The organism is Paragemmobacter ruber (genome assembly GCF_009908315.1).
GTDB lineage: Bacteria > Pseudomonadota > Alphaproteobacteria > Rhodobacterales > Rhodobacteraceae > Paragemmobacter > Paragemmobacter ruber.
Map to the genome: position 1 here is coordinate 69,047 of NZ_JAAATW010000002.1, position 25,208 is coordinate 94,254.

Genomic DNA, 25,208 nt, shown 5'->3' on the forward strand with positions numbered 1-25,208 from the left:
GGAGCGTGCCATGGGCCTTGGGCGCGGGTGCGGAGGTCGCGTCAGGTGTGGATCAACGGGGCGGGGCCGTTGTGAGGGAGGCGATGAATTCGGCGATGCGGCGGGTGCGGACGGAGGGGGATTTGGCGGTAGCGAGGCGGAAGGCGAGCGCGGCGCGGGCCTTCTGCGGCAGGGCGGTGAAGGCGGTCTGTGCGGCCTCGGACGCGGTGGCGAGGGCGGTGAGGAAATCATCGGGGATCTCGGCCGGTTTTTCGGCGGCATAGGCGGCGGCCCAGCGACCATCGGCCTGGGCGCGGGCGACCTCGGCCAGGCCCGACTCTTCCATCCAGCCGCCGGCGATCAGCTTTTCCGCCATGGCGCGGGCCTTGGGGGACCATGGGCTGCCGGGGCGGCGGGGGGTGAAGCGGTGCAGCATGTGGTTGGGGCCATCGGGTTTCTTCTGGGCGTCGGTCCAGCCCCAGACGAGCGCCTCTTCCATCGCCTGTTCCCAGTCGATCGACGCCTCGCCCGTGGCTTTTTTCGGGATGCGCAGCCAGACCTCGGCGGCCTTGTCATGGCGCATCGACAGCCAGAAGTTCCATTCGTCCTGCGTGGCGAAGGTGAGGGGGGCGGGCTGTTTCAATGCGCCTCGGCCCATGTGCGGCCCTGACCTGCCTCGACGATCAGCGGCACCTTGAAATGGACGGCCGGGTGGGCGGCGGCCTCCATCACCTCTTTCGCGCGGGCGGCGAGGGTGGGGGCGGCGTCTTCGTCCACCTCGAAGAGCAGTTCGTCATGGACCTGAAGGAGCATCCGCGCGGGCAGGTCTGCGATGGCGGCGGGCATGCGTATCATGGCGCGGCGGATCACGTCGGCGGCGGTGCCCTGGATGGGGGCGTTGATGGCGGCGCGTTTGGCGAAGCCTGCGGTCGGCCCCTTGGCATTGATTTCGGGGGTGTGGATCTTGCGGCCGAAGAGCGTGGTGACGAAGCCGCGCGCCTGCGCGTCCTTCACCGTTGCGTCCATATAGCCCTTGATGCCGGGGAAGCGCTGGAAATAGCGGTCGATGAAACCCTGCGCCTCGGCCCTTGGGATGCGCAGGTTGCGGGCGAGGCCGAAGCCAGAGATGCCGTAGATCACGCCGAAATTGATCGCCTTGGCCTGACGGCGGATGTCGGAGGTCATCTGATCGAGGGGGACGTTGAACATCTCGGACGCCGTCAGGGCGTGGATGTCGAGCCCGTCGCGGAAGGCCTTTTGCAGTTCGGGTATGTCGGCGATGTGGGCGAGGATGCGCAACTCGATCTGGCTGTAGTCGAGCGAGACGAGGAGGCGGCCCTTGGGGGCGACGAAGGCCTCGCGGATGCGGCGGCCTTCTTCGGTGCGGACGGGGATGTTCTGGAGGTTGGGGTCGGTGGATGAGAGGCGGCCCGTCACCGCGCCGGTGATGGAATAGGAGGTGTGGACGCGGCCCGTTTCCGGGTGGATGTGGTCTTGCAGCGCGTCGGTATAGGTGGATTTCAGTTTCGCGATCTGCCGCCAGTCGAGGACGAGCGCGGCTAGGCGAGCGGCCTGCGGGTGGGTGTCTTCCAGCGTGGTGATGTCTTCGAGGATATCGGCGCCGGTGGCATAGGCCCCGGTCTTGCCCTTTTCGCCGCCGGGGACCTGCAGGCGGTCGAAGAGGATTTCGCCCAGTTGCTTGGGCGAGCCGACGTTGAAGGGTTCGCCCGCGATCTCCTGTATTTCCGCCTCGAGCCCCGCCATCTTTTGCGCGAAGGCGTTGGACATGCGGGAGAGTGTGTCGCGGTCCACCATGATGCCTGCCATTTCCATTTCCGCCAGCACGGGGACGAGGGGGCGTTCGAGCGTCTCATAGACGGTGGTGACCTGGCCGCGGTGGAGTTGCGGCTTGAAATGCTGCCAGAGGCGGAGGGTGACGTCGGCATCTTCGGCGGCGTATTTCACGGCATCGGGGATGGCGACGCGGTCGAAGGTGATGGCGGATTTGCCCGTGCCGAGCAGGGATTTGATCGGGATGGGCGTGTGGCCCAGATGGGTTTCCGACAGCGTGTCCATGCCATGCGCGTTCAGCCCGGCATGGAGGGCGGAGGACATGAGCATCGTGTCGTCGAAGGGGGTGATGCGGATGCCGTGGCGGGCGAAGATCTTCCAGTCGTATTTCATGTTCTGGCCGATCTTGAGGATGGCCGGGTCTTCGAGAACGGGTTTGAGGGCGGCAAGCACCTCGTCAACGGGCAGTTGGCCGGGGGCAAGTTGGGCGGAGCCGAACAGATCATCCGTGCCGGAGCGGTGGGTGAGGGGGATATAGGCCGCCTTTCCGGGCGTGACGGAGAGGGAGATGCCCACAAGTTCGGCGCGCATTTCATCGAGGCTGGTGGTTTCGGTGTCCACGGCCACGGTGCCGTGGTCGCGGATCGCGGTGATCCATGAATGCAGGGCGTCGGGAGTGGTGATGGCCTCGTATCCCGCATGGTCGAAGGGGAGGCGATCGGGGGCGGTGGGTTCGGGGTGGTTGGGGTTGGTGCCTGCGCTTTCGGGCAGCGGGGTGGGGGGCGCGATCTTCAGGCTGTCGGCCACGCGGCGGGTGAGGGTGCGGAATTCCATCCGGGTGAGGAATTCCATGATCGCGTCGGGTTCGGGGGGGCGGACTTCGAGGTCGTCGAGCGTGACGTCGAGCGGCGTGTCGGCCTTGAGCTGCACCAGCTGTTTCGAGATGCGGATGAGGTCGGCATTGTCGATCAGCGCCTCGCGGCGTTTGGGTTGTTTGATTTCGCCCGCGCGTTCGAGGAGGGTTTCGAGGTCGCCATATTCCTGGATCAGCAGGGCGGCCGTCTTGATGCCGATGCCGGGCGCGCCGGGGACGTTGTCGACGGAATCGCCGGAGAGGGCCTGCACATCGACGACGCGAGAGGGCGGCACGCCGAATTTTTCGAACACCTCATCGGGGCCGATGGCGCGGGTTTTCATCGGGTCGAACATCATCACGCCGGGGCCGACAAGCTGCATCAGGTCCTTGTCGGAGGAGATGATGGTGACGTCACCGCCGGCTTCGGTCGCCTGCCGGGCAAGGGTGGCGATGATGTCGTCGGCCTCATACCCCTCTGTCTCGATGCAGGCGATGTTGAAGGCGCGGGTGGCGTCGCGCGTGAGGGGGAATTGCGGGCGCAGGTCTTCGGGCAGTTCGGGGCGGTTGGCCTTGTAGAGCGGGTAGATCGTGTTGCGGAAGGTTTCCGAGGAATGGTCGAAGATGACGGCGACATGGGTGGGCGCGCCGTTGGGGGCATCGGGGCCCTTGTTGCCTTCGAGATAGCGGAAAAGGATGTTGCAAAAGCCCGAGACGGCGCCGATGGGCAGGCCATCGGATTTCCGCGTGAGCGGCGGCAGCGCGTGGTAGGCGCGGAAGATATAGGCCGATCCGTCGATCAGGTGCAGGTGGCAGCCTTTGCCGAAGCCCATGGTCATCCTCCGTCTTGGCGTTGGCGGTGGTATGGCATGATCGGACGCCTCAGGCCAGAGCGAGGGGGAGGGCACGCGCCGCGCCGAGGCGGCGGCTCAGGGCTGCCATGGTCGGCGTGATGGACAGGGTGGCGCGTCCCTCGGCCTCGGCCAGCAGGCGCGCGGCGCCGACAAGGCGGCGACCGAGCCCCCGGTTGCGATGCGCGGGCGCCACGAACAGATCGGTGATCTCATAGCCCGAGGCCCAGCTGATGGGGTCGCGCGTCAGGCGCATCAGCACATATCCCATCGTATTGTTCCCCCCGCGGGCGACAAGCACCCGGGTGCCCGGCAGGATGAAGGCATCGCGGTGCAGCGTCGCCGCATCGCGCGGCATCTCATCGCGATGCGCGGCCAACTGCAGCGCCATGCCATGCAGCGCGGGCAGGTCATCGGGCGTGGCGAGGCGGATTTCGGGGCGTTCGGACTGTGTCATCTTTCTCTCCCGCCGCCGCTGCGAGGGAGAGTGACCGAACCGCCCGCAGGGGCGGCCATCAGGTCAGGGGTGTGTGTGAAACGCTGACCGGCCGCCTATGATGCGTCGGTAAAGTAATAGCTCACGAGGGCGATACGGTTCAGCATGTGACACAGGCTGATCTGTCGTCCGGCACGCGTCAAGCGCGATCTGCACAGACCCGGAAATTTTTCGGCGAAAAATTTCCGGGGGCCGCCCACCAAGAATTTTCATTGAAAATTCTTGGTGGGCGGCTGGCAAAGAATTTTCAGTGAAAAATCTTTGCGCCGGGGCGGTCAGTGATCGTCGTGGGCGTGGTCGCGGTCGATGACGAAGCGCTTGTCGCAATAGCCGCATTCCACCCAGCCCGTGTTGCGCGGGATGGTCAGCCAGACGCGCGGATGGCCGAGCGCGCCTTCGCCCCCGTCGCAGGCCACTTTCCAGTGGGTGACGACTTCGGTTTCGGGGGCGTCGATGGGCATGGGCGCAGCCTTTCCTTTGCTTGGCCGTCTTTTATCCGTCTGAACCGGGCCTGCACAAGAGGGCGTCCGCACGGGCGCCCATCACGCCCCGATCAGGCGATTGCGTGCCTTGAGCGCCGCCAGCCACATCAGGCCATGCACCGTGGCGCGCGCAGGCAGGTATTCGGCCGAGACGAAGCCCGCATAGTCGGCCTGATCCAGTTCGGCGCAGAGCCCTGTCAGATCGAACCCCCCGCCGCCCGGTTCGTTGCGGCCGGGGAAGCCTGCGATCTGGACATGGTTCACGCGGCCCTTGTGGCGGGCCCAGACGGCATCGGCATCGCCGTGGATCCGCGCGGCGTGCCACAGGTCGAACTGGATGCCCAGATTTGGCAGGGCGAGATCGTCGATGATGCGGGCGGCCTGATCGAAATCGTTCAGAAAGTAGCCCGGCATGTCATCGGGGTTCAGCGGTTCGATCGTCAGCGCGATATCGGGCACTTGTTCGGCGGCCCATGTCAGGTTGTCGCGATAGGTCGCCTCGGCCTGTTCGCCGCGCGCGACCCCGGCCATCACATGGATGCGGCATGCGCCGAGTTGTCCTGCCACATCGGCCGCGCGCAGAAAGCTGGCGCGGAAGGCCTCTTCCTGCCCCGGCACGGCGGCATGGCCGCGGTCGCCCGACGCCCAATCCCCCGGATGGGTGTTGATCAGCGCCACCGGCATGCCGGCCAGCGCCGCCTGCCAGTCGCGGGGCGCATGGTCATAGGGGAACAGCACCTCTACCCCGTCAAATCCGGCCTCGCGCGCCAGATCGGGGCGCGCCAGCATGGGCACTTCGGTGAAGAGCATCGTCACATTCGCGGCGAAACGGGGCATTCAGGGGAGGTCTTCCGAGGGAATCATCGGGAAGAACCTGCCCGATGACCACAGACCAAACCAGTCTTTTCCCGCGATCCGTTCATGAACGCACAAATCAACCAGCCGGTAGAAGGATTTGCGGTCGATCAGCGCCTCGAGCCCGGCCCGGACGTGGATGTAGGGCGCGGGTTCGCCGGTGGCGGGATCGCGTTCCACCCGCAGGGCGTGATCGGCGTCGAGTGGCACCGTGTCGCCCACATGGGTGGTGAAGGTCAGGGTCTGCGCCGCGCCCGCGCCTGCGGCATCGAAATCCACCGCCACGAAGGGCGCATCATCGACGGTGATGCCCACTTTTTCCACGGGGGTGACGAGGAAGAAGCGATCTCCCTCGCGTTTCAGGATCCCGGAGAAGAGTTTCACCAGACCTGCGCGCCCGATCGGGCTGCCCTGATAGAACCATGTTCCGTCCCGGGCGATGCGCATGTCGATATCGCCGCAGAACGGCGGGTTCCAGAGATGGACCGGGGGCAGGCCCCGGCCCGATACGGCCTGTGCCGAGGCAGCGAGGCCTTCGGCGGAGGGTTTCACGATCATTTGTCCGCTTGTTGTTTTTGCCATTTGTGCCGGACGGGATAGTTCGGTCTAATGCAGCATATAACCGTGCGAGGAGCAAAGTCATGGCGGAAGCAACCGAACTTGTCGCGCGGATCGAAAGCTTGGGCGAGCAGCTTTCGGCGGCCAAGGCATCCATCAACCGCCGCTTCATCGGGCAGGAGAAGGTGGTCGATCTGGTGCTGGCCGCGATGCTGTGCGGCGGTCATGCGTTGCTTGTGGGTCTGCCGGGGCTGGGCAAGACGCGGCTGGTGGATACGCTGTCCACGGTGATGGGGCTGAAGGGCAGCCGCATCCAGTTCACGCCGGACCTCATGCCTGCGGATATCCTCGGCTCCGAGGTGCTGGAGACGGCGGCGGATGGCAGCCGGGCCTTCCGTTTTCTGGAAGGGCCGATCTTCTGCCAGCTCTTGATGGCGGATGAGATCAACCGCGCCTCGCCGCGGACGCAATCGGCGCTTTTGCAGGCCATGCAGGAGCGTGAGGTGACGATCGCAGGCCAGCATCGCCCGCTGGGGCGGCCGTTCCATGTGCTGGCCACGCAGAACCCGATCGAACAGGAAGGCACCTATCCCCTGCCCGAGGCGCAGTTGGACCGATTCCTCGTGCAGGTGGATGTGGAATACCCGACCCGCGCCACGGAGCGGGACATCCTGATCGCCACGACCGGGGCCGAAGAGGCCGAGGTGCATCAGGTGTTCACCGCCGAAGATCTGATTGCGGCGCAACAGGTGCTGCGGCGGATGCCGGTGGGCGATCAGGTGGTGGAGGCGATCCTTGATCTGGTGCGCTCTTGCCGCCCGGGCGAACCGGAGGGGCGCGATCTGGCCGATTCCCTGAGCTGGGGGCCGGGGCCGCGGGCGGCGCAGGCCCTGATGCTGACGGTGCGGGCGCGGGCGCTGCTCGATGGGCGGCTGGCGCCTGCGGTGGCGGATGTGGCCGCATTGGCGCGGCCGGTGCTGACGCATCGGATGGCGCTTTCCTTTGCCGCCCGGGCGCGGGGCGAAAGCCTTGCCGGGATCATCGACCGCACCGCCAGCCGCACGCTGGGGCTTGAGGCGGCGGCGTGACGGAGGCTGCGCCCTTTTCGACCGGCGATCTGCGCCAGCGGGCCGAAACGCTGGGCCAATCCCTGCCTCCCTTGCTGGCCGAGGCGGAGTTGCTGGCGTCCACCATCATGCTGGGCGAACACGGGCGCCGGCGGGCGGGACAGGGGGATGAGTTCTGGCAGTACCGCCCCACCCATGCGGGCGACAGCGCGCGGATGATCGACTGGCGGCGATCGGCGCGGTCTGACGCGACCTTTGTGCGCGAGCGGGAATGGCAGGCGGCGCAATCGGTGACGCTCTGGGTGGATCCGGCCAAATCCATGGCCTTCGCGGGTGCGAAGGGGCGGGTGACCAAGGGCGATCGGGCGCGGCTTCTGGCCATGGCGCTGGCTGTGCTTTTGCTGCGCGGGGGCGAACGGGTGGGGCTGGCGGGCGGCGGCGTGCCGCCGCGGCCCGGGCGCGGGCAGCTTCTGCGGCTGTTGCAGGCGCTGGAGGGCGATGCGACCGCGGATTACGGAACGCCCGAGGCGGGGGGGATCGCGAGCCATGGGCGGGCGGTGTTCCTGTCGGATTTCATGGGCGACCTGACCGGGGTGGAGGCGGCGCTGGGCCGCGCGTCGGACCGGGGCGCGCGCGGGGTGCTGTTGCAGGTGCTGGACCCGGCAGAGGAAGAGTTTCCCTTCGACGGGCGTACGATATTCGAAAGCATGGGTGGCACCCTGCGGCATGAGACGCTGCGGGCGGGCGATCTGCGGGCGCGCTATCTGGCCCGGCTGGCCGAACGGAAGGACCGTCTGGCCGCGCTGGCCCGGGCGGTGGGGTGGCATTACCACTGTCACCACACCGGCGATGCTGCGCAACCGGCGCTGTTGTGGCTGTATCGTGCGCTGGAAGGGGGCCGCTGATGTTCATGATCGGCCCCGTCGGTTTCGTGACGCCCGTCCTGCTTTGGGCGCTGGTGGCGCTGCCGCTGTTGTGGCTGGTGCTGCGGGCGGTGCCGCCCGCGCCGATCCGGCGGCGGTTTCCGGGCGTGGCGCTGCTTCTGGGCCTGCAGGACGAGGATAACGAGACGGACCGCACGCCGTGGTGGCTGCTTCTGCTGCGGATGCTGGCCATTGCGGCGGCGATCATCGCCTTTGCCGGGCCGATCCTGAATCCGCGCGAGCGGGTGGCGGGAACGGGGCCGCTGTTGGTGGTGCTGGATGGTGGCTGGGCCGATGCTCGCGACTGGGGGCGGCGGATCGAGCGGGCGGGGGCCTTGGTCGAAGAGGCGGGGCGTGATGGGCGGACGGTGGCCGTGATGCGGCTGACCGATGCGCCGGAAACGGTGGCGTTTCAGGCGGCCGATGCCTGGGCGGGGCGTCTGGCGGCGCTGACGCCGCAGGCGTGGTTGCCGGGTGATCTTGAAGGATGGGCCGAGGTTCTGCCCGAGGAAGGGTTTGAGACGTTCTGGCTGTCGGACGGGCTGGATCGGCCGGGGCGGGCGGCGCTGTTCGATGCCTTGGCGGCGCGGGGGCCGGTGACGGTGTTCCAGAGCCCGCGCCCGGTGCTGGCGCTGCATCCGGCCGGATTTGCCGATGGCGCGGTGCAGATCGCCGCCAGCCGCCTGCCCGCCGCCGATCCGCTGGCGGTGGAGGTGGTGGCGCGCGGCCCCGATCCGGCGGGGGTGGACCGGGAACTGGCGCGGGTGACGCTGGAATTCGGTCTGGGCGCGGTGCGGGGCGAGGTAGCGCTGTCGCTGCCGCCCGAATTGCGCAACCGCATCACGCGGTTCGAGATTGCGGGGCAGCGGTCGGCGGGCGCGGTCAGCCTGACGGATGACAGTCTGAAGCGCCGTCAGGTCGCGCTGATTGGCGGGCGGGCCGACAATGCCGAGGGGCTGCAACTGCTGTCGCCCACGCATTACCTGCGGCAGGCGTTGGAACCCGTGGCCGATCTGATCGAGGGGTCGCTGACGGATGTGCTGCTGGCCAACCCGGATGTGATCGTGCTGGCCGATGTGCCGGCGCTGACGCAGGAAGAGCAGGACGCGGTGCTGGGCTGGCTGGATGGCGGCGGGCTTCTTCTGCGCTTTGCCGGTCCGCTGCTGGCGGCATCCGATGTGTCGCGTCTGTCGGAAGATCCGCTGATGCCGGTGCGCCTGCGCGAAGGCGGGCGGATGGTGGGCGGCGCGATGAGCTGGGGTGAACCCAAGACGCTGGCGCCCTTTGCGGAAGGATCGCCCTTTTTCGGCCTGCCCGTATCGGATGAGGTGCAGGTGACGGCGCAGGTTCTGGCCCAGCCGGACCCCGAGCTTGCGGCGCGCACCATCGCCTCGCTCGAGGATGGGACGCCACTGGTGACGCGCAAGGAGGTGGGGCAGGGGCAGGTGGTGCTGTTCCATGTCACCGCCAATGCGGAATGGTCCACGCTGCCCCTGTCGGGCCTGTTCGTGCAGATGCTGGAACGGATGGCCGTGTCCACCCGGCCCGCCGCGCCGGGGGCGGCGGATCTGGCGGGGCAGGTCTGGGTGCCGGAGGTGTTGCTGGATGCCTATGGCGCGTCGGGCGACGCGGGCGAGATGTCGGGTGTCGAAGGCGCGGCGCTGGCCGAGGCGATTGCCACGGGGCCGGGCCCGGCCTTGCCGCCCGGGCTTTATGCCGGGGCGGAGCGGCGCGTGGCGCTGAACGCGGTCGGGGCCGGGACGGAACTGGTCGCGGCGACATGGCCCGCGGGGACACCGATCGAAGGGTTGGACATGGCACAGGAGCAGGTGTTGAAGGGCTGGTTCCTGTCGGCGGCGCTGGCGGCGCTGATGATCGACATTCTGGCCGCGCTGTGGATTTCGGGGCGGCTGTCGGGGCTGCGGCGGGGGATGGCGGTGATCGCGCTGGCGCTGCTGGCGCTGGCGCCCGCGCCCGGCGTGCAGGCGCAGGAGGCCCCCGCGCAGGACGCGCCCGCACAGGACGCGCCTCTTGAACCGCTGGACCCGGAGGAAGAGGCGCTGGCGCTTGAGGCGACGACGGCGGTGGTGCTGGCCCATGTGCTGACAGGTGACGCGCAGCTGGATCAGGTGGCCGAGGCGGGTTTGCGCGGGTTGGGCGAGCGGCTGTGGGAACGCACCTCGATCGAACCCGAGGCGCCGGTTGGCGTGGATATCGAACGGGACGAGCTGGCCTTCTTCCCTTTTCTCTATTGGCCCGTGTCGGCGAGCCAGCCGCTGCCTTCGGCCAATGCCTATCGCAAGCTGAACGATTATCTGCGCACGGGCGGTATGATCCTGTTTGACACGCGCGACAGCGATGTGGCCCGTGCAGGCGGCAGCACGCCCGAGGGGCAGCATCTGCAACGCATCGCGGCAGGGCTGAACATACCGCCGCTGGAACAGGTGCCCGCCGATCATGTGCTGACGCGCACCTTCTATCTTCTGCAGGATTTCCCGGGCCGTTTCGGTGGCGCGGCGGTCTGGGTGGAAGCCGCGCCCCCGGATGCCGAACAGGTGGAGGGGATGCCGTTTCGCAACCTGAATGACGGGGTGACGCCGGTGGTGATCGGCGGCAATGACTGGGCGGCGGCCTGGGCGGTGGATGAGATGGGGGTGCCGATGTTCCCCGTGGGCCGCGGTTTCGCGGGCGAGCGTCAGCGCGAGATGGCGAACCGTTTCGGGGTCAACCTGATCATGCATGTGCTGACGGGGAATTATAAATCGGATCAGGTGCATGTCCCCGCGCTTCTGGAAAGGTTGGGGCAATGACGGGTGCGCTTGTCCTTGATCCGCTTGTCCCTTGGCCGGTGCTGCTGGGGCTTGCGGGTTTTGCCGCCGTCCTGCTGGTGCTTGCGGTGTGGCGGGGATTGTCGGGCTGGTGGCTGCGCGGGCTGACGGCGGTGGTGGTGCTGGCGGCGATCGCCAACCCGTCGCTGCAGGAGGAGGAGCGGGCGGGTCTGTCCGACATCGTGCTTCTGGTGGTGGATGACAGCGCCAGTCAGGGCCTTGGCGACCGCGCGGCACAGGTGGAGGCCGCCATCGCCGAGGTGGAGGCCGAGGTGGCGCGGCTGGACAATACCGAGTTGCGCATCCGCCGCTTTGCCGACGCGCCCGAGGATGCCGGATCGCTGGCCATGACGGCCCTTGCGGAACTGATGTCCGAGGAGCCGCGCGCCCGCGTGGCGGGGGCCATGATCATCACCGACGGGCAGGTGCATGATGTGGAACTGGCGCCCGCGCTGCCTGCGCCCCTGCATGTGCTGCTGACGGGGCGCGAGGCGGATTGGGATCGGCGCCTGATCGTGAAGAACGCGCCTGCCTTCGCCATTCTGGACGAAGAGGTGATGCTGACCCTGCGGATCGAAGATCAGGGCGCCGCGCCGGGCGAAACCGAGGTGGACCTGACCATCGCCGTGGATGACAGCGCGCCGCAGACCTTTCGTGTGCCGGTGGGCGAAGATCTGGACCTGCCCGTGACGCTGCCGCATGGCGGGATGAATGTGCTGCAGTTTTCAACCCCTGCGGCCGAGGGTGAGCTGACGGACCGCAACAACGCCGCCGTGGTGCAGATCAACGGGGTGCGGGACCGGCTGCGCGTGCTGCTGGTGTCGGGCGAGCCGCATGCGGGGGAGCGCGTCTGGCGCAACCTGCTGAAGTCGGATGCGAGCGTCGATCTGGTGCATTTCACCATCCTGCGCCCGCCGGAAAAGCAGGACGGCATCCCGGTGACGGAATTGTCGCTGATCGCCTTTCCGACGCGGGAACTGTTCGTCGAGAAGATCGAGGAATTCGATCTGATCGTGTTTGACCGCTATCGGATGCGGGGCATCCTGCCGATGTCCTATCTGGAAAACGTCGCGCAATATGTGCGCAATGGCGGCACCGTGCTGGTGGCGGCGGGGCCGGAATTCGGGGCGGTGGATTCGCTCTGGCGGTCGCCCTTGGCCGAGGTGCTGCCGGTGGAACCCACCGCGCGGGTGATCGAGGGGGGCTTCCGCCCCGCGCTGACGGATCTGGGGCATCGCCATCCGGTGACCGAGGGGCTGGAGGATCTGGCGCCCGAAGGCGGCTGGGGCCGCTGGTTCCGGCAGATCGACGTGGTGCCGCGCGCGGGGCAGGTGGTGATGTCGGGCGCCGAGGATCGGCCGCTTCTGGTGCTGGACCGCGTGGGCGAGGGGCGGGTGGCGGTGCTGGCCTCTGACCACGCCTGGCTTTGGGGGCGCGGGTATGAGGGCGGCGGCCCGCAACTGGAGATGCTGCGGCGGCTGGCGCATTGGATGCTGAAGGAGCCCGAACTGGAGGAAGAGGCGCTGACCGCCACCACCAGCGGGCAGGATCTGACGGTGACGCGCCGCTCCATCGCCGAGGAACCGCCGGGCGATCTGACGATCACCGGGCCGGACGGGGCGCAGGTGGTGCTGCCCATGACGGAGGTTGGGCCGGGGCGCTATGAGCTGGTCTGGCAGGCGCCGATGATGGGGCTTTACCGGCTGGAACAGGGGGATCTCACGCGGGTGGTGGCGGTGGGTCCGTCGGCGCCGCGCGAATTCGTGGAGACCATCGCCACAGGTGCGGTGCTGGAGCCGGTGGTGACGCCCACGAATGGCGGGATCGTGCGGCTGGAGGACGGGATGCCCGATATCCGCACGGTGCGCGAAGGGCGGCCCGCGGCGGGGCGCGGCTGGATCGGGATCACGCCGCGCGAGGCCTATGTGACGCAGGACCTGACCATAGCGCCGCTGCTGCCCGGTTGGATCTGGCTGTTGCTGGCGGCGGGTCTTGCGGTGGCGGCGTGGCTGATCGAAGGGCGGCGGGGGGCAAAGCGGATCAGCCCCGCAGCATGACATCGCGCGAGTGGGAGGCGAATTCGCGGCGCATCAGCACGGCGGCGGCGGCGCATCCGGCCAGTGCAAGGCCATAAGGGCCGAACAGCCACCCCAGCGCGCCCAGCGCAAAGTAGATCGACCGCAGCCCCCGGTTGAAGCTGCGCGCGCCGGTGATGTTGATCTCGGCCGCCTGTGCCGCGCGGGGCAGGGCCTTGGGATCGGCGGGGTTGTTGGGCACCGCCCCCATCAGGATCGAGCAATAGCCGAACAGCCGATGCGCCCAGACGAACTTGAGCAGCGCATTGGCGAGAAAGGCGATGACAAGGATCATCTTCATCTCGATCTGCGGCCCGGCCTGACCGAGCGTCAGGTCGGCGGCCAGCCCTTCGACCCGTTCGGAATTGCCGATCAGCGCCACGCCGCCTCCGATGGCGATCATGCAGGCCGAAGCGAAGAAGGCGGTGCCCTGGCGCAGGCTGTCGATCAGCGTGGCGTCGAAGATGCGCGGCTGGCGGGTGACGAATTCGGCCATCCAGTCGCGCCGGTACTGCTTCATCAGGACCGAGACAGAGGGCAGGCGCGCGGGCGGGTTCTCGATGATCCAGCCGCAGGCCACCCAGAGCAGGACATAAAGGCCCACGGCGATCATGTCCGGGCCGGTCAGCGTGCCGATGTGGAACGGTATGGTCATGGCAGAATGGTTAGGCCGTGGCTTGGTGCTTGTCATCCCGGCAAATTGGTTATATCTTTTTACCAATTCAGCCAGGCCATCCAGAGAGGACCCAAGCGATGGAGATGCCCCTTCCCGATCCGGCGATTCTCGCGAAGCGGGAAAGGATCGTCGCCCGCCTGGCTGCGGTGCTGCCCGAGGATGCGCTGATCACCGATCCGGCCGAAACGCGGGCCTATGAATGTGATGCCTTGACCGCCTATCGCTGCCTGCCCATGGCGGTGGTTCTGCCGCGCACGACCGAAGAGGTGGCCGCGGTGATGCGGGAATGTCATGCCGAGGGGGTGAAGGTGATCCCGCGCGGGGCGGGCACGTCGCTGGCGGGCGGGTCGCTGCCCACGCCGGATGCGGTGATCCTTGGCGTGGCGCGGATGAATGGCGTGGTCGAGACGGATTACGCCAACCGTTTCATCCGGGTGCAGGCCGGGCGGACCAACCTTTCGGTGACGGGCGCGGTGGAGGCGGAGGGGTTCTTCTATGCCCCCGATCCGTCCAGCCAGCTGGCCTGCGCGATTGCCGGGAACATCGGGATGAATTCGGGCGGGGCGCATTGCCTGAAATACGGGGTCACGACGAACAACCTGCTGGGTGTGACCATGGTCACGATGACGGGCGAGGTGGTGCAGATCGGCGGGCCTTACATGGATGCGCCCGGTCTTGATCTTTTGGGGGTGATCTGCGGGTCCGAGGGGCAGTTGGGCGTGGTGACGGAGGCGTGGTTGCGCATCCTGCCCAAGCCCGAAGGCGCGCGCCCGGTGCTGATGGGCTTCACCTCGAACGAGGTGGCGGGGGCCTGCGTGTCCGACATCATCAAGGGCGGGCTCTTGCCGGTGGCAATCGAATTCATGGACCGCCCCTGCATCGAGGCGACAGAGGCCTTTGCCAAGGCGGGATACCCCGATTGCGAGGCGCTGCTGATCGTGGAAGTGGAGGGAAGCCCCGCCGAGATTGACGAGCAGCTGGCGCGGATCAAGGCCATCGCCGCGCGTCACAACCCGGTGGCCTATCGCGAGGCCGAAACCGAGGATCAGGCCAAGCGCATCTGGCTGGGCCGCAAATCGGCCTTCGGCGCGATGGGGCAGATGGGGGATTACATCTGCCTTGATGGCACGATCCCGGTTTCCGAACTGGCCTTTGTCCTGCGCCGGATCGGGGAGTTGACGGAAAGCTACGGGCTGCGGGTGGCGAATGTGTTCCATGCCGGGGATGGCAACATGCACCCGCTGATCATCTTCAACGCCAACCAGCCGGGCGATCTGGAAAAGGCCGAAGCGCTGGGCGCGGATATCCTGAAGCTGTGCGTCGAGGTGGGCGGCTGCCTGACCGGCGAGCATGGCGTGGGCGTGGAAAAGCGCGACCTGATGCCGGTGCAGTTTTCCGACACGGATATGGAGGCGCAGCTGAGGGTGAAGGATGTGTTCGATCCCGGCTGGCTGCTGAACCCGGCGAAGGTGTTTCCGCTTTATGTAACGGCCAGCCGTCGCGCGGCCTGAGGCTGTGGGACCGGGGGTTTTGCACCCCCGGACCCCCGCAGGATATTTGGACAACGGGGAATGGGGCAGGGTCTTTCTTTCCCGCAGGGTGAGAGCCCGAGATGGAGGTGCGGGCATGCGGCCGGGGAGTGAGGCGGAACTGGCGGAACTGGTGCGCGTGGCCAATGCGCCCTTGGCGCTGCGTGGCGGCGGGACGCGGGGGATTGGCGCGGTTGGTCCTGCCGAGGTGTTGGAGACCGGGGGGCTGGCCGGGATCACGCTTTATGAACCCGGTGCGTTGACGCTGGTGGTGCGGGCGGGGACGCCTTTGGCCGAGGTGGAGTCGGCGCTGGCGGCCGAGGGGCAGCGCCTGCCATTCGAGCCGCCGGATCTGCGCGGGCTGCTGGGCCGGGGTGGGGAGAGCACCATCGGCGGCGTCGTGGCCGCCAATGCCAGCGGGCCGCGGCGCGTGCAGGCGGGGGCCTGCCGGGACAGCCTGATCGGGGTGCGCTTTGTGGATGGCACGGGGAACGTGATCCGCAATGGCGGGCGGGTGATGAAGAACGTGACGGGGATTGATCTGGTAAAACTGATGGCCGGATCGCATGGCACGCTGGGGGTGATCACGGAGGTGGCCTTCAAACTGCTGCCCGCGCCCGAGATGCAGGCGACGCTGGCTCTGGCCGGGCTGGATGACGGGCAGGCGGTGGCGGCCATGGCGGCGGCGCTTGGGTCGCCCTATGACGTGACGGGCGCTGCGCATCTGCCGGGGCGCGGCACGTTTCTGCGGCTGGAAGGGTTCGAGACATCGGTGCGCTATCGGGCGCGGGAATTGGCGCGGGTGCTGGGGCGGTTCGGCGCGGTGGCCGAGGTGGATGGCGCTGTCTGGGCCGAACTGCGGGACGTGGCACCGTTCCACGGGATGCCGGGCGATGTGTGGCGGCTGTCGGTGGTGCCGTCCGACGCGCCCGGGCTGGTGGCGCGGGCGGGGGCAGAGGCGGCGCTTTACGATTGGGGGGGCGGGCTGGTCTGGCTGCGCATGGCGCCGGGGGTGGATCTGCGCGCGCGGCTAGGGGTGTTTCAGGGCCATGCGACGCGGGTCCGGGGCGCCGGGCCGGGGCCGGCCTTTCCGCCGGAGCCGGCGGCGGTGGCGGCGCTGAGCGCCGGGCTGCGGGCCAAGTTCGATCCCAAGGGGCTGTTCAATCCCGGCGTGATGGTGGGCGCCTGAGATGGCGCTGGTCCTTATCCTTTATCCGCTGGCGGTTTATGCGTCGCTCTGTCTGCTGCCGCGCGGGCGGGCGGGGTTGGGCATCGCGCTTGCCGGGGCGGCGTTGGCGGTGGTCTGGCTGATGCATGATCCCGTGACGGATGACGGGTTCACCCGGTTTCTGGTGATCCTAGGCGCGCTTCCCGTGGTGCTGGCGGCGGTCGCGCAGGGGGTGCGCGGCCTGATCGGGCCGGAGGCGCCGGGCTGGCTCTGGCCGGCGATCGCCGTGGGCCTTGGCCTTTCGGGGCTGCTTTTGTTCATCCTGATGCTGTGAGGGTCACCGATGCAGACGAACTTCACCGATGCGCAGTTGGCCATCCCGGCGCTGGCGCGATCGAACGAGATCTTGCGGTCCTGCGTGCATTGCGGGTTCTGCACCGCGACCTGCCCCACCTATCAGGTGCTGGGGGATGAGTTGGACAGCCCGCGCGGGCGGATCTACCTGATCAAGGAAATGCTGGAGACGGGCCGGGCGGCGGATGCGCGCACGGTGAAGCATCTGGACAGGTGCCTGTCCTGCCTGTCCTGCATGACGACATGCCCTTCGGGCGTGCATTACATGCATCTGATCGACCACGCCCGCGCCCATGTGGAGGTGACCTATAAGCGGCCTTTCACCGACCGCGCGCTGCGCTTTGTGCTGGCCAAGGTGCTGCCCTATCCGATGCGGTTCCGGCTGGCGATCCTGCTGGCCAAGGTGGGGCGGCCCTTCGCGCGGCTGATCCCCGATGCGCGGGTGCAGGCGATGCTCGACATGGTGCCGAAACGGGTGCCGCCGGTTTCACGCAACGATGATCCGCAGCGCTTTGCCCCTGCGGGCGCGCGCAAGATGCGCGTCGCGCTGATGACGGGCTGCGCGCAGAAGGCGCTGAACACCGATATCAACGATGCCACGATCCGCCTGCTGACGCGGCTGGGCTGCGAGGTGGTGGTGCCCCGCGGCATGGGGTGCTGCGGCGCGCTGACCCATCACATGGGGCGCGAGGATGAGGCGCATGGTTTTGCCGCCGCAAACATCCGCGCCTTCATGGCCGAGGTTGCGGGGGACGGGCTGGATGCGATCGTCATCAACACATCCGGCTGCGGGACGACGGTGAAGGATTACGGGCATATGTTCCGAAACGATCCCCTGGCGGCGGATGCGGCGCGGGTGGCGGGGCTGGCTTGCGACATATCGGAACTGCTGGTGCGGATCGGGCTGCCCGAAGGGGCGGCGAAGGGTCTGCGCGTGGCCTATCACGCGGCCTGTTCGCTGCAGCACGGCCAGCAGGTGAAGACGGCGCCGAAGGATCTTTTGCGCCGGGCCGGGTTCGAGGTGGTGGAACCGGCGGACAGCCATCTGTGCTGCGGATCGGCGGGGACCTACAACCTGCTGCAGCCCGAGATTTCGAAGGCGTTGAAGGCGCGCAAGGTGCGCACGCTGGAGGCGCGCGCGCCGGATCTGATCGCGGCGGGCAATATCGGCTGCATGATGCAGATCGGATCGGGGACCGCGGTGCCGGTGGTGCATACGGTGGAACTGCTGGATTGGGCGACGGGTGGGCCCAAGCCCCGCGCGCTGGGTCAGGCGGGGTAGGGGCCACCCCCGGCGCAGGAAAATTCTGACGCAGAATTTTGGGCGATGTCCGTGCCGGACGTCGCCTTATCCAAGGCGGGCGATAGGCTGCCACGGATACCCCTGCGCGGGTGGCGGCGGGGGCATGGGTATTTGGGCCAAGATGAAGCCCGAAGGCGTGGTTTGCTGCATCGGTCGGGCGGGGCTTTCGGTCTTTGGCGAGTGGGGCGCTGGACGTGTGTCTGGCGGGCTGTCAAACTTATGCCGGAATGGCGGGGTAGCGGACATGGCGGCCCTGAGAGAAGGTGTGGAATGCGTGCTCTTGCCCTTGCGCTCTGTCTGATCGGCGGCCCTGCCCTGGCCGAGGGGCCGACGATGCGCGCTTTGCAGACCGTGCAGGACGGCAAGGGCTGGCAGGCGGTGGGGCGCATCGAGCTGGGCGACCGGGGGTTCTGCACCGGGGCGCTGATCGCCGATGACCTTGTGCTGACCGCCGCGCATTGCCTGTTTGACAAGGAGACGGGCGCGCGCATCGCGGATGGGGATTTGCGATTCCTTGCGGGGTGGAGGAATGGCCGGGCGGAGGCCTATCGCAACGTGGCGCGCGCGCTGCCGCATCCGGGATACCGGTTCGACGTGGGCGAGGATCTGGTGAATGTCGGCGTCGATCTGGCGCTGCTTCGGCTGGACCAGCCGATCCGTCTGCCGCAGGTCGCGCCTTTTGCCACCGACTGGTCGCCCCTGATGGGCGAGGAGGTGGGGATCGTGTCCTATGCGATGGACCGGTCCGAGGCGCCATCCCTGCAGGAAGTGTGCGAGGTCATGGCGCAGCGCACCGATCTGATGGTGCTGAGCTGCGCGGTGGAGTTTGGCGCCTCGGGCGCGCCGGTCTTTGTGCTGCGCGATGGCGAGGTGCGCATCGTGTCTGTCGTGTCGGCCAAGGCGGCGGTGGAGGGGCGGCCCGTGGCGCTGGCCGTGCCGTTGATGGAACCTCTGGCCACGTTGCAGGCCGAGATGGCGGCAGGCGCGCCGCGCGCGGCGCCGGGGCCGAAGGTTCTGTCGGGGGGCAGTGGTGGGGCGAAGTTCATCAAGGTCGCGCCCTGAACGGCGGCGGGCGGCGGGGGGCTTGAAAGGGCGGACGCGCCTTCCCAGATCTAGGGGGCAGCGGCGCCTGTGACAGGGCCGGTGCGTTTCCCGCCCGTCCCTTGCGGAGGGCATCACATAGCATCGCTCACTGGAGGATGACCCACATGCGAACCCTTGATTTCGCCCCGCTTTACCGTGCGACCGTCGGCTTTGACCGGATCGCCGACCTGATGGATCGCGTGCTGTCGACCGATGTCGCCCAGCCCACCTATCCGCCCTACAACATCGAAAAGACCGCCGAGGATGCCTATCGCATCTCGATCGCCGTGGCTGGGTTCACGCCTGAGGAACTGGCCGTCGAGATCAAGGATGGCACACTGGTGGTGACGGCCCGCAAGGCCGCCGATGACGCCGGCAAGACCTATCTGCATCGCGGGATCGCGACCCGTGCCTTCGAGCGGCGCTTTGCGCTGGCCGATCATGTGCGCGTGTCGGGCGCGGTGCATGAACATGGCATGCTGCATATTGAACTGCTGCGCGAAACGCCCGAGGCGTTGAAGCCGCGCCGGATCGAGATTTCGGCATCGGGCGCGACTGGGGCGCCGGTTCTGGAAGGGACGGCGCGCGACGCCAACTGACGGGTCCGTTCAGGATCACGATGGAAGGGGTGCCCGCACGGGCGCCCCTTTTGCACATTCAGCGCCCGGCACGGGCCGCGGGCGCGGCAAAAGGTGCGCTGTCGTTGCCTGCGGTGCGCCTCAGGGCGCCCCGGTGATTGGCCCCGGTGATCGCCCCGGTGGTTGCGTTTCTCTGCCGTTTTTCCGCCAGCATCGCGTGGCAGTCTGCCGATCAAGACGCGCGATGGTGGAGCATGGGGATGCGTGGCGTTCTGGTCTGTCTGGCCCTTCTGGCACATCCGGCCTTGGCGGGGGATGGAAATCTGCGCCCGCTTGAGACCGGCGTGGTGGCCGGGCGGTGGGCGGCGGTCGGGCGGATTGATTTCGGGTCAGACGGGTTTTGCACCGGCACCCTGATTGCGCCGGATGTGGTGCTTACGGCGGCGCATTGTCTTTACGACATGACGACGGGAGAGCCCTTTGCGCCATCGGAAGTGACCTTCCGTGCCGGATGGCGCGATGGCCGGGCCGAGGCGGATCGTGCGGTCGCGATGCTTTTGCCCCATCCCGGTTTCCAGCCCGGCCTGGATGGGGATGTCGAGGCGCGCAGAACACAGACCAGCCATGACATCGGTCTGATCAAGCTGGCGGAGCCGATCCTCCTGCCCTCGATCACGCCGGCGCCGACGGGATCGGTTCCGCGGGGCGGCGACCGGGTGGAGATCGTGTCCTATGCCAAGGACCGGTCAGAGGCGGCGTCGCTGCAGGATGTCTGTTCGGTGCTGGGTGTCGAGGGCCGGGTGGCCGTGCTGGATTGCCCGGTGGAGTTTGGCGCGTCAGGCTCGCCTGTGTTCCGCGACACTGCCTATGGGTCGGAAGTCGTATCCGTCATTTCCGCGAAGGCAGAGATGAATGGCAGGCCTGTCGCCATCGCCGTTCCGATCGCGGGGGTGGTGACCGGCCTGATGGCCGAGTTGGACCGCGCGGCGCGGAAGGCGGCGCCAGAGGTGCGGATGATTTCGGGCGCGGGTGGCGGTATGGGCGCGGGTGGGGCCAAGTTCCTGCGGGTGGGCGAGGCGCCCTGATCGGGACGCCGCGCCGAGGTTTGCCACAGATCGCGGGGCGCGCGCCCCCCCCCGGAAGCGCGCCCCTTCTTCGATCAGTAGATCAGGCTGTCATAGACGGTATAGGCGCCGGATGCGCTGTCGATGCGCCCGCCAAGGCCACGGTCGGCGGCATAGGATGCGACCGCGCGGAAGGTGGCCGGGCCAAAGACGCCGTCGATGCCGCCATAGTAGTAGCCCTGCCGCGCCAGTTGCCGCTGGATCGCCCGGCGTTCGGTGGGGCTATAGCTTTTGAACGCCTGCGCGGCGGCAGAGGTGGACAGGGCGGGGCGCGTCGGCTGTGCGAAGTAGCTGGGCTGATGCGGCGTGTGGGGCGCGTAGTATTGCGGTTGCGGCTGTGCGCGCGGCGGCGCGTAGTAGCGCGGTTGCGCCTGGGCGCGGTTGTTGAGGTTGTTCAGCACCGTGCCCACGATGACCGTGGCGGCGACGCCCTTGAGGAAGTCGCGCTCACGCTGGCCGGCCTGCACGGGCGCGGCGGTGGTGGCGACAAGGGACAGGGCCGCGACGGCGGCGGTGGCGACAGAGCGGAGACGCGGCATTGTGTTGGGCAGCATGATCAATCCTTTCGACGGTTCGGCGGGATGCCTTGCCACCGACATGGGTGCGGGGGCGCTGCTAGGCAAAATCGCAAGGGTGATATGCGATAACAACGGCTGGTCGCGGCTGTTGTCCCAGTGCTAACCCATGGACATTGGCGGCTTTTGCGCCGCGCGGTCGAGCCATCTGATCAGCCAGTCCACCCGACGGATCGCCTGACGCCGCGCTTCGATATCGCCCTGTGTGACCGGTTCCACGGTAATGGCATCGGCGAGGCGGTAGAGTTCGGTCGCCACGTCGATGCGTTCGGCTTCGGTCAGGTTCATCAGGCCGTCCTCGATGGTGCGTTGGGCAAGGCGGCGCAGGAAGTCGGGCATGTCGTCGGTGTGCTGGATCATCGGAGGTCCAATTGTCATCTCATTTACATTGTCAATTCAATTAAGATTTGTGACTGAAATCTGCAAGACAATGTCTTTGACAATTTCTGCATAGCCGCTACACCCCCATCGCATGACCCGCAGTTACACTCTTTCCGAACCGGCCCGCGCGCGGCGCGACGCGCAGCGACAGTCCACCCGGCAGGCGCTTTTGGCGGCCGCCCGAAGCATCGCCGCCGAGCGGGGGGTGGAGGCGATTTCGGTGGTGGAGGTGGCGCGCCGGGCGGGCGTGTCGCATAGCCTGATCAACGCCTATTTCGACGGCAAGGCCGGGCTGATCGCCGCGCTCGTCAAGGAAGGCTATTCGGTGTTGCTGGCCCGGACCGAAGAGATCGCAGCCCGCCCGGGGGATGCGGTGGAACGGCTGCGCCGGGTGCTGGAGGATTGGGCGCGGTTCGATCTGGCCGATCCGCGCCTGCTCAAGGTGTTGCAGGCGCATGGCTGGACCTGGTCCAGCGCGGCCGAGGCCGAGAACAGGGCGGATCGCGGGGCCTTCCTCGCCCCTGTCGCGCGCCTGATCGAAGAGGGGCAGGCGACAGGCACCATCCGCCCGCATCTTGCGCAGTCTGACGCGCTGGCCGGTCTCTGGGCGATCTACACGGTGGGGATGCGCGAGGCGGTCTTTTCAGAACCCACCCCTTCGCCCGAGGAGGCGGTGGCCATGCTCTGGGGGCCGCTCACGGCGCTTCTGCTGCCGGTCTGACTGGCCCGGCACGGCAGTCTCGGGGCAGGTCAGATCAGCGGCAGGATCGGCACCCCGCGCCCGCAGGCCGCAAGCGCGAGGCAGAGGAGCAGAAGGATGGCCGGGCGCAGCGCCATGGCGTCACAGGCTGAGGCAGATGTATTTCATCTCCAGATAGTCCTCCATCCCGTGATGGCTGCCTTCGCGGCCAAGGCCGGATTGTTTCACCCCGCCAAAGGGGGCCACTTCGGTGGAGATCAGGCCCGTGTTCACGCCCACCATGCCGTATTCCAGCGCCTCTTGCACGCGGGTGATGCGGCCGATGTCGCGGGCGTAGAAATAGGAGGCGAGGCCGAAGATCGTGGCATTGGCCAGTTCGATCACCTCTTCCTCGGTCTCGAACTTGAACAGGGGGGCGAGCGGGCCGAAGGTTTCTTCGTTCGTCACCAGCATGTCGGTGGTGACGCCGGTCAGGATGGTGGGCTGGAAGAAGGACCCGCCCAGTTCGTGACGCTTGCCGCCGGTTTCCACCTTTGCGCCTTTGGACAGGGCGTCGGAGATGTGTTCCTCTACCTTCAGGACGGCCTTTTCGTTGATCAGCGGGCCGAAGGTCACGTCTTCCGTCAGGCCGTCGCCGACCTTGGTCTTGGCCACGGCTTCCGCCAGTTTCCTGGCGAAAGCGTCATAGACGCCGGCCTGCACATAGATGCGGTTGGCGCAGACGCAGGTCTGGCCGTTGTTGCGGAACTTGGAGATCATGGCGCCCTGCACGGCGGCATCCAGATCGGCATCGTCGAACACGATGAAGGGCGCGTTGCCGCCCAGTTCCATCGAACATTTCATCACCTGATCCGCCGCCTGCCGCAGCAGGATGCGCCCCACTTCGGTAGAACCGGTGAAGGTGAGTTTGCGCACCGCGTGGTTTTCGCAGAATTCCTTGCCGATGGCCGAGGAATGGGTGGAGGTGATGACCGAGAAGATCCCCGCAGGCAGGCCCGCCCGTTCCCCCAGCAGCGCCATGGCCAGCGCCGAAAGGGGCGTCTCGGCGGCAGGGCGCGCGACAAAGCCGCAGCCCGCGGCGAGGGCCGGGCCAACCTTGCGCGCGATCATCGCATTGGGGAAGTTCCACGGCGTGATGGAACCCACCACCCCGATGGGCTGCTTGATCACCGTGATGCGCTTGTCGCGCTGGTGGCCGGGAATGGTTTCGCCATAGACGCGCTTGGCCTCTTCCCCGAACCATTCGATGAAGGAGGCGCCATAAGCGACCTCGCCCTTTGCCTCGGCCAGCGGTTTGCCCATCTCGGCGGTCAGGATTTTGCCAAGGTCATCCTGATTGGCCATCATCAGATCGAACCACTTGCGCAGGATAGCGGCGCGTTCTTTGCCGGTGCGGGCGGCCCAGTCCTTCATCGCCTTTTGCGCGGCGTCGATGGCGCGGGCGGTTTCGGCCCGGCCCAGATTGGGCAGGTGGCAGATCACATCGCCGCGGGCGGGGTTCGTCACTTCGAAGGTCGTGCCATCATCGGCGTCGATCCACTGGCCTGCGACATAGGCCTTGGTGACCAGAAGCGTCGGGTCTTTCAGAAGCGACGCAAGGTTGGTGACGGAATCGAGCATGGGGGCCTCCGGCGTTTCGGGTTATGGATGGATGCATCCGCGATGGGGGGCTTGTCCAGTTCCGGCGCGGAAAAAGCGCGGCCTCGGCCGGGAATTTTGATCAAATCGGCGGAAACGGAAGCGAAGATGGCGGATTTGCACCTGTGGGGGATGGATCGGGCCGGGCTGGACCGGGCCTATTCCAATGGGGCCTTCATCCCGGGGGCTGACGGGTTTCCCCCCCGATGGCTGGCGCAGGCTGCGGCCTTTCGCGATTCGCTGGGCGCGCGGGCGCGGCTGGATCTGGCCTATGGTCCGGGCGCGCGGCAGCGGCTGGATCTGTTCCTGCCGGATGCGCCGCCGCGCGGGGTGCTGGTCTTTGTCCATGGCGGCTATTGGATGGCTTTCGGGCGCGAGACGTGGTCGCATCTGGCGGCGGGGGCGCTGGCGCGGGGCTGGGCCTGCGCGATGCCGTCCTACACGCTGGCGCCTGACGCGCGGATTTCAGAAATGACGGCAGAGGTGGCGCGCGCCTGCGCCATGGCTGCGGATCTCGTGGCGGGTCCGGTGGTCGTGACGGGCCATTCGGCGGGCGGGCATCTGGCGGCGCGGATGGGCTGCGCCGATCAGGCGGTGCCTCGGCTGGCGCGGGTGGTGCCGATCTCGCCCCTTGCCGAGCTGGCCCCGCTGGCGGGCACGACGATGAACGAAAAGCTCCGGCTGGACGGACGGGAATGTGCCGCGGAGAGCCCGGCGCGGTTGGCCCGCGCGGCGGGGGTCGCGGCGCATGTCTGGGTCGGCGCGCAGGAGCGGCCTGCCTTCCTGTGGCAGGCGCGGGTGCTGTCAGAGGCTTGGGGCTGCGGCTGGACCGTTGATCCGGGGCGGCATCATTTCGATGTGGTGGACGGGTTGGCCGATCCGGCATCGGCGCTGACCGGGGCCTGTCTGGACGGTTTGGGATAGACCAACAATCTTGAAAGATTTTTGCAGATTTCTTCGAAGAAATTTGGTTGGCGCCCGGCCCCGGCGTCAGTTCGCGGCGTGCATCCGTTCGATATAGGCGCGCATCTCTTCGGCTTCGTGCCGGGCGTCGCGCAGGCCTTCCATGGCTGCGCGCAGTTCTGCTTCGGTCTGGGCGATCTGGTTCATCAGTTCGGCCTCGCGTTCTTCCAGATAGATCAGCGCCTGATCGCGGGCCTCTTCGGCCTCGTGCAGGGCTTGGGCGAGGTTGTCCATCTCTGCCACGTCGCCGCCTGCGACCCGGGTGAAGCGATGGAGCAGCCAATAGGCGAACCAGCCGAGGGCGAATGCCAGCAAGAGGATGATGGCAGTCGCGGTGATGAATTCCTGGCGGTTCATAGGGGCCTTGGTCTGTTCGCT

Annotated in this window: 24 protein-coding genes; 13 read left to right on the forward strand and 11 right to left on the reverse strand. The window is 67.6% G+C overall.

Annotated features, from left to right (window positions below; genetic code table 11):
* Positions 1 to 52: 52 nt before the first annotated feature.
* The 6 genes from GU920_RS08770 to GU920_RS08795 all read right to left on the reverse strand — a co-directional run bounded on the left by GU920_RS08770 (position 53) and on the right by GU920_RS08795 (position 5,865).
* Complete coding sequence (locus tag GU920_RS08770) at positions 53 to 622, reverse strand: YdeI/OmpD-associated family protein (RefSeq protein WP_161766661.1); 570 nt, start codon at positions 620 to 622, stop codon at positions 53 to 55.
* On the reverse strand, positions 619 to 3,456 hold the full coding sequence (polA, locus tag GU920_RS08775; protein WP_161766662.1) for a DNA polymerase I: 2,838 nt from the start codon (positions 3,454 to 3,456) through the stop codon (positions 619 to 621). The genes GU920_RS08770 and polA overlap by 4 nt, the downstream gene beginning before the upstream one ends.
* A 49-nt stretch (positions 3,457 to 3,505) precedes the next feature.
* A complete protein-coding gene (locus tag GU920_RS08780; RefSeq protein ID WP_161766663.1) occupies positions 3,506 to 3,931 on the reverse strand; it encodes a GNAT family N-acetyltransferase in 426 nt (141 codons plus the stop codon).
* Positions 3,932 to 4,245: 314 nt separating this feature from the next.
* Positions 4,246 to 4,431 carry a zinc-finger domain-containing protein gene (locus GU920_RS08785; RefSeq protein WP_161766664.1) on the reverse strand — a complete coding sequence of 62 codons (186 nt, stop codon included), beginning with the start codon at positions 4,429 to 4,431 and terminating at the stop codon, positions 4,246 to 4,248.
* Positions 4,432 to 4,512: 81 nt separating this feature from the next.
* Positions 4,513 to 5,289 (reverse strand): hydroxypyruvate isomerase family protein, encoded by a 777-nt coding sequence (locus GU920_RS08790; protein WP_161766665.1) that lies wholly within the window; start codon positions 5,287 to 5,289, stop codon positions 4,513 to 4,515.
* The gene (locus tag GU920_RS08795; RefSeq protein ID WP_235933192.1) at positions 5,290 to 5,865 is read right to left on the reverse strand and encodes a DUF1285 domain-containing protein; all 576 of its coding nucleotides are present in this window, start codon (positions 5,863 to 5,865) and stop codon (positions 5,290 to 5,292) included. It lies immediately after the preceding gene.
* An 83-nt stretch (positions 5,866 to 5,948) separates the two neighbouring features.
* On the opposite strand from GU920_RS08795, the gene GU920_RS08800 reads away from it, so the two are divergent.
* The 4 genes from GU920_RS08800 to GU920_RS08815 are packed head-to-tail and all read left to right on the forward strand — an operon-like array spanning position 5,949 to position 12,740.
* A complete protein-coding gene (locus GU920_RS08800) occupies positions 5,949 to 6,953 on the forward strand; it encodes an AAA family ATPase (RefSeq protein WP_161766667.1) in 1,005 nt (334 codons plus the stop codon).
* Positions 6,950 to 7,837 (forward strand): DUF58 domain-containing protein, encoded by an 888-nt coding sequence (locus GU920_RS08805; protein ID WP_328799249.1) that lies wholly within the window; start codon positions 6,950 to 6,952, stop codon positions 7,835 to 7,837. The genes GU920_RS08800 and GU920_RS08805 overlap by 4 nt, the downstream gene beginning before the upstream one ends.
* Positions 7,837 to 10,665, forward strand: coding sequence for a DUF4159 domain-containing protein (locus GU920_RS08810; RefSeq protein ID WP_161766668.1), 2,829 nt, complete (start codon positions 7,837 to 7,839; stop codon positions 10,663 to 10,665). Before GU920_RS08805 ends, GU920_RS08810 begins: the two co-directional genes overlap by 1 nt.
* Complete coding sequence (locus GU920_RS08815) at positions 10,662 to 12,740, forward strand: hypothetical protein (protein WP_161766669.1); 2,079 nt, start codon at positions 10,662 to 10,664, stop codon at positions 12,738 to 12,740. The genes GU920_RS08810 and GU920_RS08815 overlap by 4 nt, the downstream gene beginning before the upstream one ends.
* Here the strand turns inward: GU920_RS08815 and GU920_RS08820 are convergent.
* Complete coding sequence (locus tag GU920_RS08820) at positions 12,724 to 13,413, reverse strand: DUF599 domain-containing protein (protein WP_161766670.1); 690 nt, start codon at positions 13,411 to 13,413, stop codon at positions 12,724 to 12,726. The genes GU920_RS08815 and GU920_RS08820 overlap by 17 nt on opposite strands.
* Positions 13,414 to 13,511: 98 nt before the next feature.
* Between GU920_RS08820 and GU920_RS08825 the strand changes: the two genes are divergently transcribed.
* The 7 genes from GU920_RS08825 (at position 13,512) to GU920_RS08855 (ending at position 20,534) form a co-directional block, all read left to right on the forward strand.
* Complete coding sequence (locus tag GU920_RS08825) at positions 13,512 to 14,945, forward strand: FAD-linked oxidase C-terminal domain-containing protein (RefSeq protein ID WP_161766671.1); 1,434 nt, start codon at positions 13,512 to 13,514, stop codon at positions 14,943 to 14,945.
* 115 nt (positions 14,946 to 15,060) lie between these two features.
* On the forward strand, positions 15,061 to 16,152 hold the full coding sequence (locus GU920_RS08830) for an FAD-binding protein (RefSeq protein ID WP_161766672.1): 1,092 nt from the start codon (positions 15,061 to 15,063) through the stop codon (positions 16,150 to 16,152).
* Position 16,153: 1 nt separating this feature from the next.
* Positions 16,154 to 16,465 carry a hypothetical protein gene (locus tag GU920_RS08835; RefSeq protein WP_161766673.1) on the forward strand — a complete coding sequence of 104 codons (312 nt, stop codon included), beginning with the start codon at positions 16,154 to 16,156 and terminating at the stop codon, positions 16,463 to 16,465.
* 9 nt (positions 16,466 to 16,474) lie between these two features.
* Positions 16,475 to 17,767: a glycolate oxidase subunit GlcF gene (glcF, locus tag GU920_RS08840; protein ID WP_161766674.1), complete on the forward strand. Its 1,293-nt coding sequence runs from the start codon at positions 16,475 to 16,477 to the stop codon at positions 17,765 to 17,767.
* Positions 17,768 to 18,058: 291 nt separating this feature from the next.
* Positions 18,059 to 18,850, forward strand: a complete 792-nt coding sequence (locus GU920_RS08845) for a trypsin-like serine peptidase (protein WP_161766675.1) — start codon at positions 18,059 to 18,061, stop codon at positions 18,848 to 18,850.
* A gap of 146 nt (positions 18,851 to 18,996) precedes the next feature.
* Positions 18,997 to 19,470, forward strand: a complete 474-nt coding sequence (locus tag GU920_RS08850; RefSeq protein ID WP_161766676.1) for an Hsp20 family protein — start codon at positions 18,997 to 18,999, stop codon at positions 19,468 to 19,470.
* 239 nt (positions 19,471 to 19,709) lie between these two features.
* Positions 19,710 to 20,534 carry a trypsin-like serine peptidase gene (locus tag GU920_RS08855; RefSeq protein WP_161766677.1) on the forward strand — a complete coding sequence of 275 codons (825 nt, stop codon included), beginning with the start codon at positions 19,710 to 19,712 and terminating at the stop codon, positions 20,532 to 20,534.
* A gap of 74 nt (positions 20,535 to 20,608) precedes the next feature.
* Here the strand turns inward: GU920_RS08855 and GU920_RS08860 are convergent, their stop codons facing one another.
* Both GU920_RS08860 and GU920_RS08865 read right to left on the reverse strand, forming a co-directional pair.
* Positions 20,609 to 21,127 (reverse strand): peptidoglycan-binding protein, encoded by a 519-nt coding sequence (locus tag GU920_RS08860; RefSeq protein WP_161766678.1) that lies wholly within the window; start codon positions 21,125 to 21,127, stop codon positions 20,609 to 20,611.
* A 123-nt stretch (positions 21,128 to 21,250) separates the two neighbouring features.
* Positions 21,251 to 21,508 carry a hypothetical protein gene (locus tag GU920_RS08865; protein ID WP_161766679.1) on the reverse strand — a complete coding sequence of 86 codons (258 nt, stop codon included), beginning with the start codon at positions 21,506 to 21,508 and terminating at the stop codon, positions 21,251 to 21,253.
* 112 nt (positions 21,509 to 21,620) lie between these two features.
* Between GU920_RS08865 and GU920_RS08870 the strand changes: the two genes are divergently transcribed.
* Positions 21,621 to 22,250 carry a TetR/AcrR family transcriptional regulator gene (locus GU920_RS08870; RefSeq protein ID WP_161766680.1) on the forward strand — a complete coding sequence of 210 codons (630 nt, stop codon included), beginning with the start codon at positions 21,621 to 21,623 and terminating at the stop codon, positions 22,248 to 22,250.
* 120 nt (positions 22,251 to 22,370) lie between these two features.
* Here GU920_RS08870 and GU920_RS08875 read toward each other — a convergent pair whose 3' ends face one another.
* A complete protein-coding gene (locus GU920_RS08875; RefSeq protein ID WP_161766681.1) occupies positions 22,371 to 23,849 on the reverse strand; it encodes an NAD-dependent succinate-semialdehyde dehydrogenase in 1,479 nt (492 codons plus the stop codon).
* Between the two features lie 126 nt (positions 23,850 to 23,975).
* Between GU920_RS08875 and GU920_RS08880 the strand changes: the two genes are divergently transcribed.
* Positions 23,976 to 24,791, forward strand: coding sequence for an alpha/beta hydrolase (locus GU920_RS08880; protein WP_235933194.1), 816 nt, complete (start codon positions 23,976 to 23,978; stop codon positions 24,789 to 24,791).
* A 66-nt stretch (positions 24,792 to 24,857) separates the two neighbouring features.
* Here the strand turns inward: GU920_RS08880 and GU920_RS08885 are convergent, their stop codons facing one another.
* Positions 24,858 to 25,187 (reverse strand): hypothetical protein, encoded by a 330-nt coding sequence (locus GU920_RS08885; RefSeq protein ID WP_161766682.1) that lies wholly within the window; start codon positions 25,185 to 25,187, stop codon positions 24,858 to 24,860.
* Between the last annotated feature and the right edge of the window lie 21 nt (positions 25,188 to 25,208).

Excerpts from the sequence above, each read along its gene's own strand:
- polA (WP_161766662.1), bottom strand. The coding sequence starts at position 3,456 with ATGGGCTTCGGCAAAGGCTGCCACCTGCACCTGATCGACGGATCGGCC.
- GU920_RS08780 (WP_161766663.1), bottom strand. The coding sequence starts at position 3,931 with ATGACACAGTCCGAACGCCCCGAAATCCGCCTCGCCACGCCCGATGAC.
- GU920_RS08785 (WP_161766664.1), bottom strand. The coding sequence starts at position 4,431 with ATGCCCATCGACGCCCCCGAAACCGAAGTCGTCACCCACTGGAAAGTG.
- GU920_RS08790 (WP_161766665.1), bottom strand. The coding sequence starts at position 5,289 with ATGCCCCGTTTCGCCGCGAATGTGACGATGCTCTTCACCGAAGTGCCC.
- GU920_RS08795 (WP_235933192.1), bottom strand. The coding sequence starts at position 5,865 with ATGATCGTGAAACCCTCCGCCGAAGGCCTCGCTGCCTCGGCACAGGCC.
- GU920_RS08800 (WP_161766667.1), top strand. The coding sequence starts at position 5,949 with ATGGCGGAAGCAACCGAACTTGTCGCGCGGATCGAAAGCTTGGGCGAG.
- GU920_RS08810 (WP_161766668.1), top strand. The coding sequence starts at position 7,837 with ATGTTCATGATCGGCCCCGTCGGTTTCGTGACGCCCGTCCTGCTTTGG.
- GU920_RS08815 (WP_161766669.1), top strand. The coding sequence starts at position 10,662 with ATGACGGGTGCGCTTGTCCTTGATCCGCTTGTCCCTTGGCCGGTGCTG.
- GU920_RS08820 (WP_161766670.1), bottom strand. The coding sequence starts at position 13,413 with ATGACCATACCGTTCCACATCGGCACGCTGACCGGCCCGGACATGATC.
- GU920_RS08825 (WP_161766671.1), top strand. The coding sequence starts at position 13,512 with ATGGAGATGCCCCTTCCCGATCCGGCGATTCTCGCGAAGCGGGAAAGG.
- GU920_RS08830 (WP_161766672.1), top strand. The coding sequence starts at position 15,061 with ATGCGGCCGGGGAGTGAGGCGGAACTGGCGGAACTGGTGCGCGTGGCC.
- GU920_RS08835 (WP_161766673.1), top strand. The coding sequence starts at position 16,154 with ATGGCGCTGGTCCTTATCCTTTATCCGCTGGCGGTTTATGCGTCGCTC.
- glcF (WP_161766674.1), top strand. The coding sequence starts at position 16,475 with ATGCAGACGAACTTCACCGATGCGCAGTTGGCCATCCCGGCGCTGGCG.
- GU920_RS08845 (WP_161766675.1), top strand. The coding sequence starts at position 18,059 with ATGCGTGCTCTTGCCCTTGCGCTCTGTCTGATCGGCGGCCCTGCCCTG.
- GU920_RS08850 (WP_161766676.1), top strand. The coding sequence starts at position 18,997 with ATGCGAACCCTTGATTTCGCCCCGCTTTACCGTGCGACCGTCGGCTTT.
- GU920_RS08855 (WP_161766677.1), top strand. The coding sequence starts at position 19,710 with ATGCGTGGCGTTCTGGTCTGTCTGGCCCTTCTGGCACATCCGGCCTTG.
- GU920_RS08860 (WP_161766678.1), bottom strand. The coding sequence starts at position 21,127 with ATGCTGCCCAACACAATGCCGCGTCTCCGCTCTGTCGCCACCGCCGCC.
- GU920_RS08865 (WP_161766679.1), bottom strand. The coding sequence starts at position 21,508 with ATGATCCAGCACACCGACGACATGCCCGACTTCCTGCGCCGCCTTGCC.
- GU920_RS08870 (WP_161766680.1), top strand. The coding sequence starts at position 21,621 with ATGACCCGCAGTTACACTCTTTCCGAACCGGCCCGCGCGCGGCGCGAC.
- GU920_RS08875 (WP_161766681.1), bottom strand. The coding sequence starts at position 23,849 with ATGCTCGATTCCGTCACCAACCTTGCGTCGCTTCTGAAAGACCCGACG.
- GU920_RS08880 (WP_235933194.1), top strand. The coding sequence starts at position 23,976 with ATGGCGGATTTGCACCTGTGGGGGATGGATCGGGCCGGGCTGGACCGG.
- GU920_RS08885 (WP_161766682.1), bottom strand. The coding sequence starts at position 25,187 with ATGAACCGCCAGGAATTCATCACCGCGACTGCCATCATCCTCTTGCTG.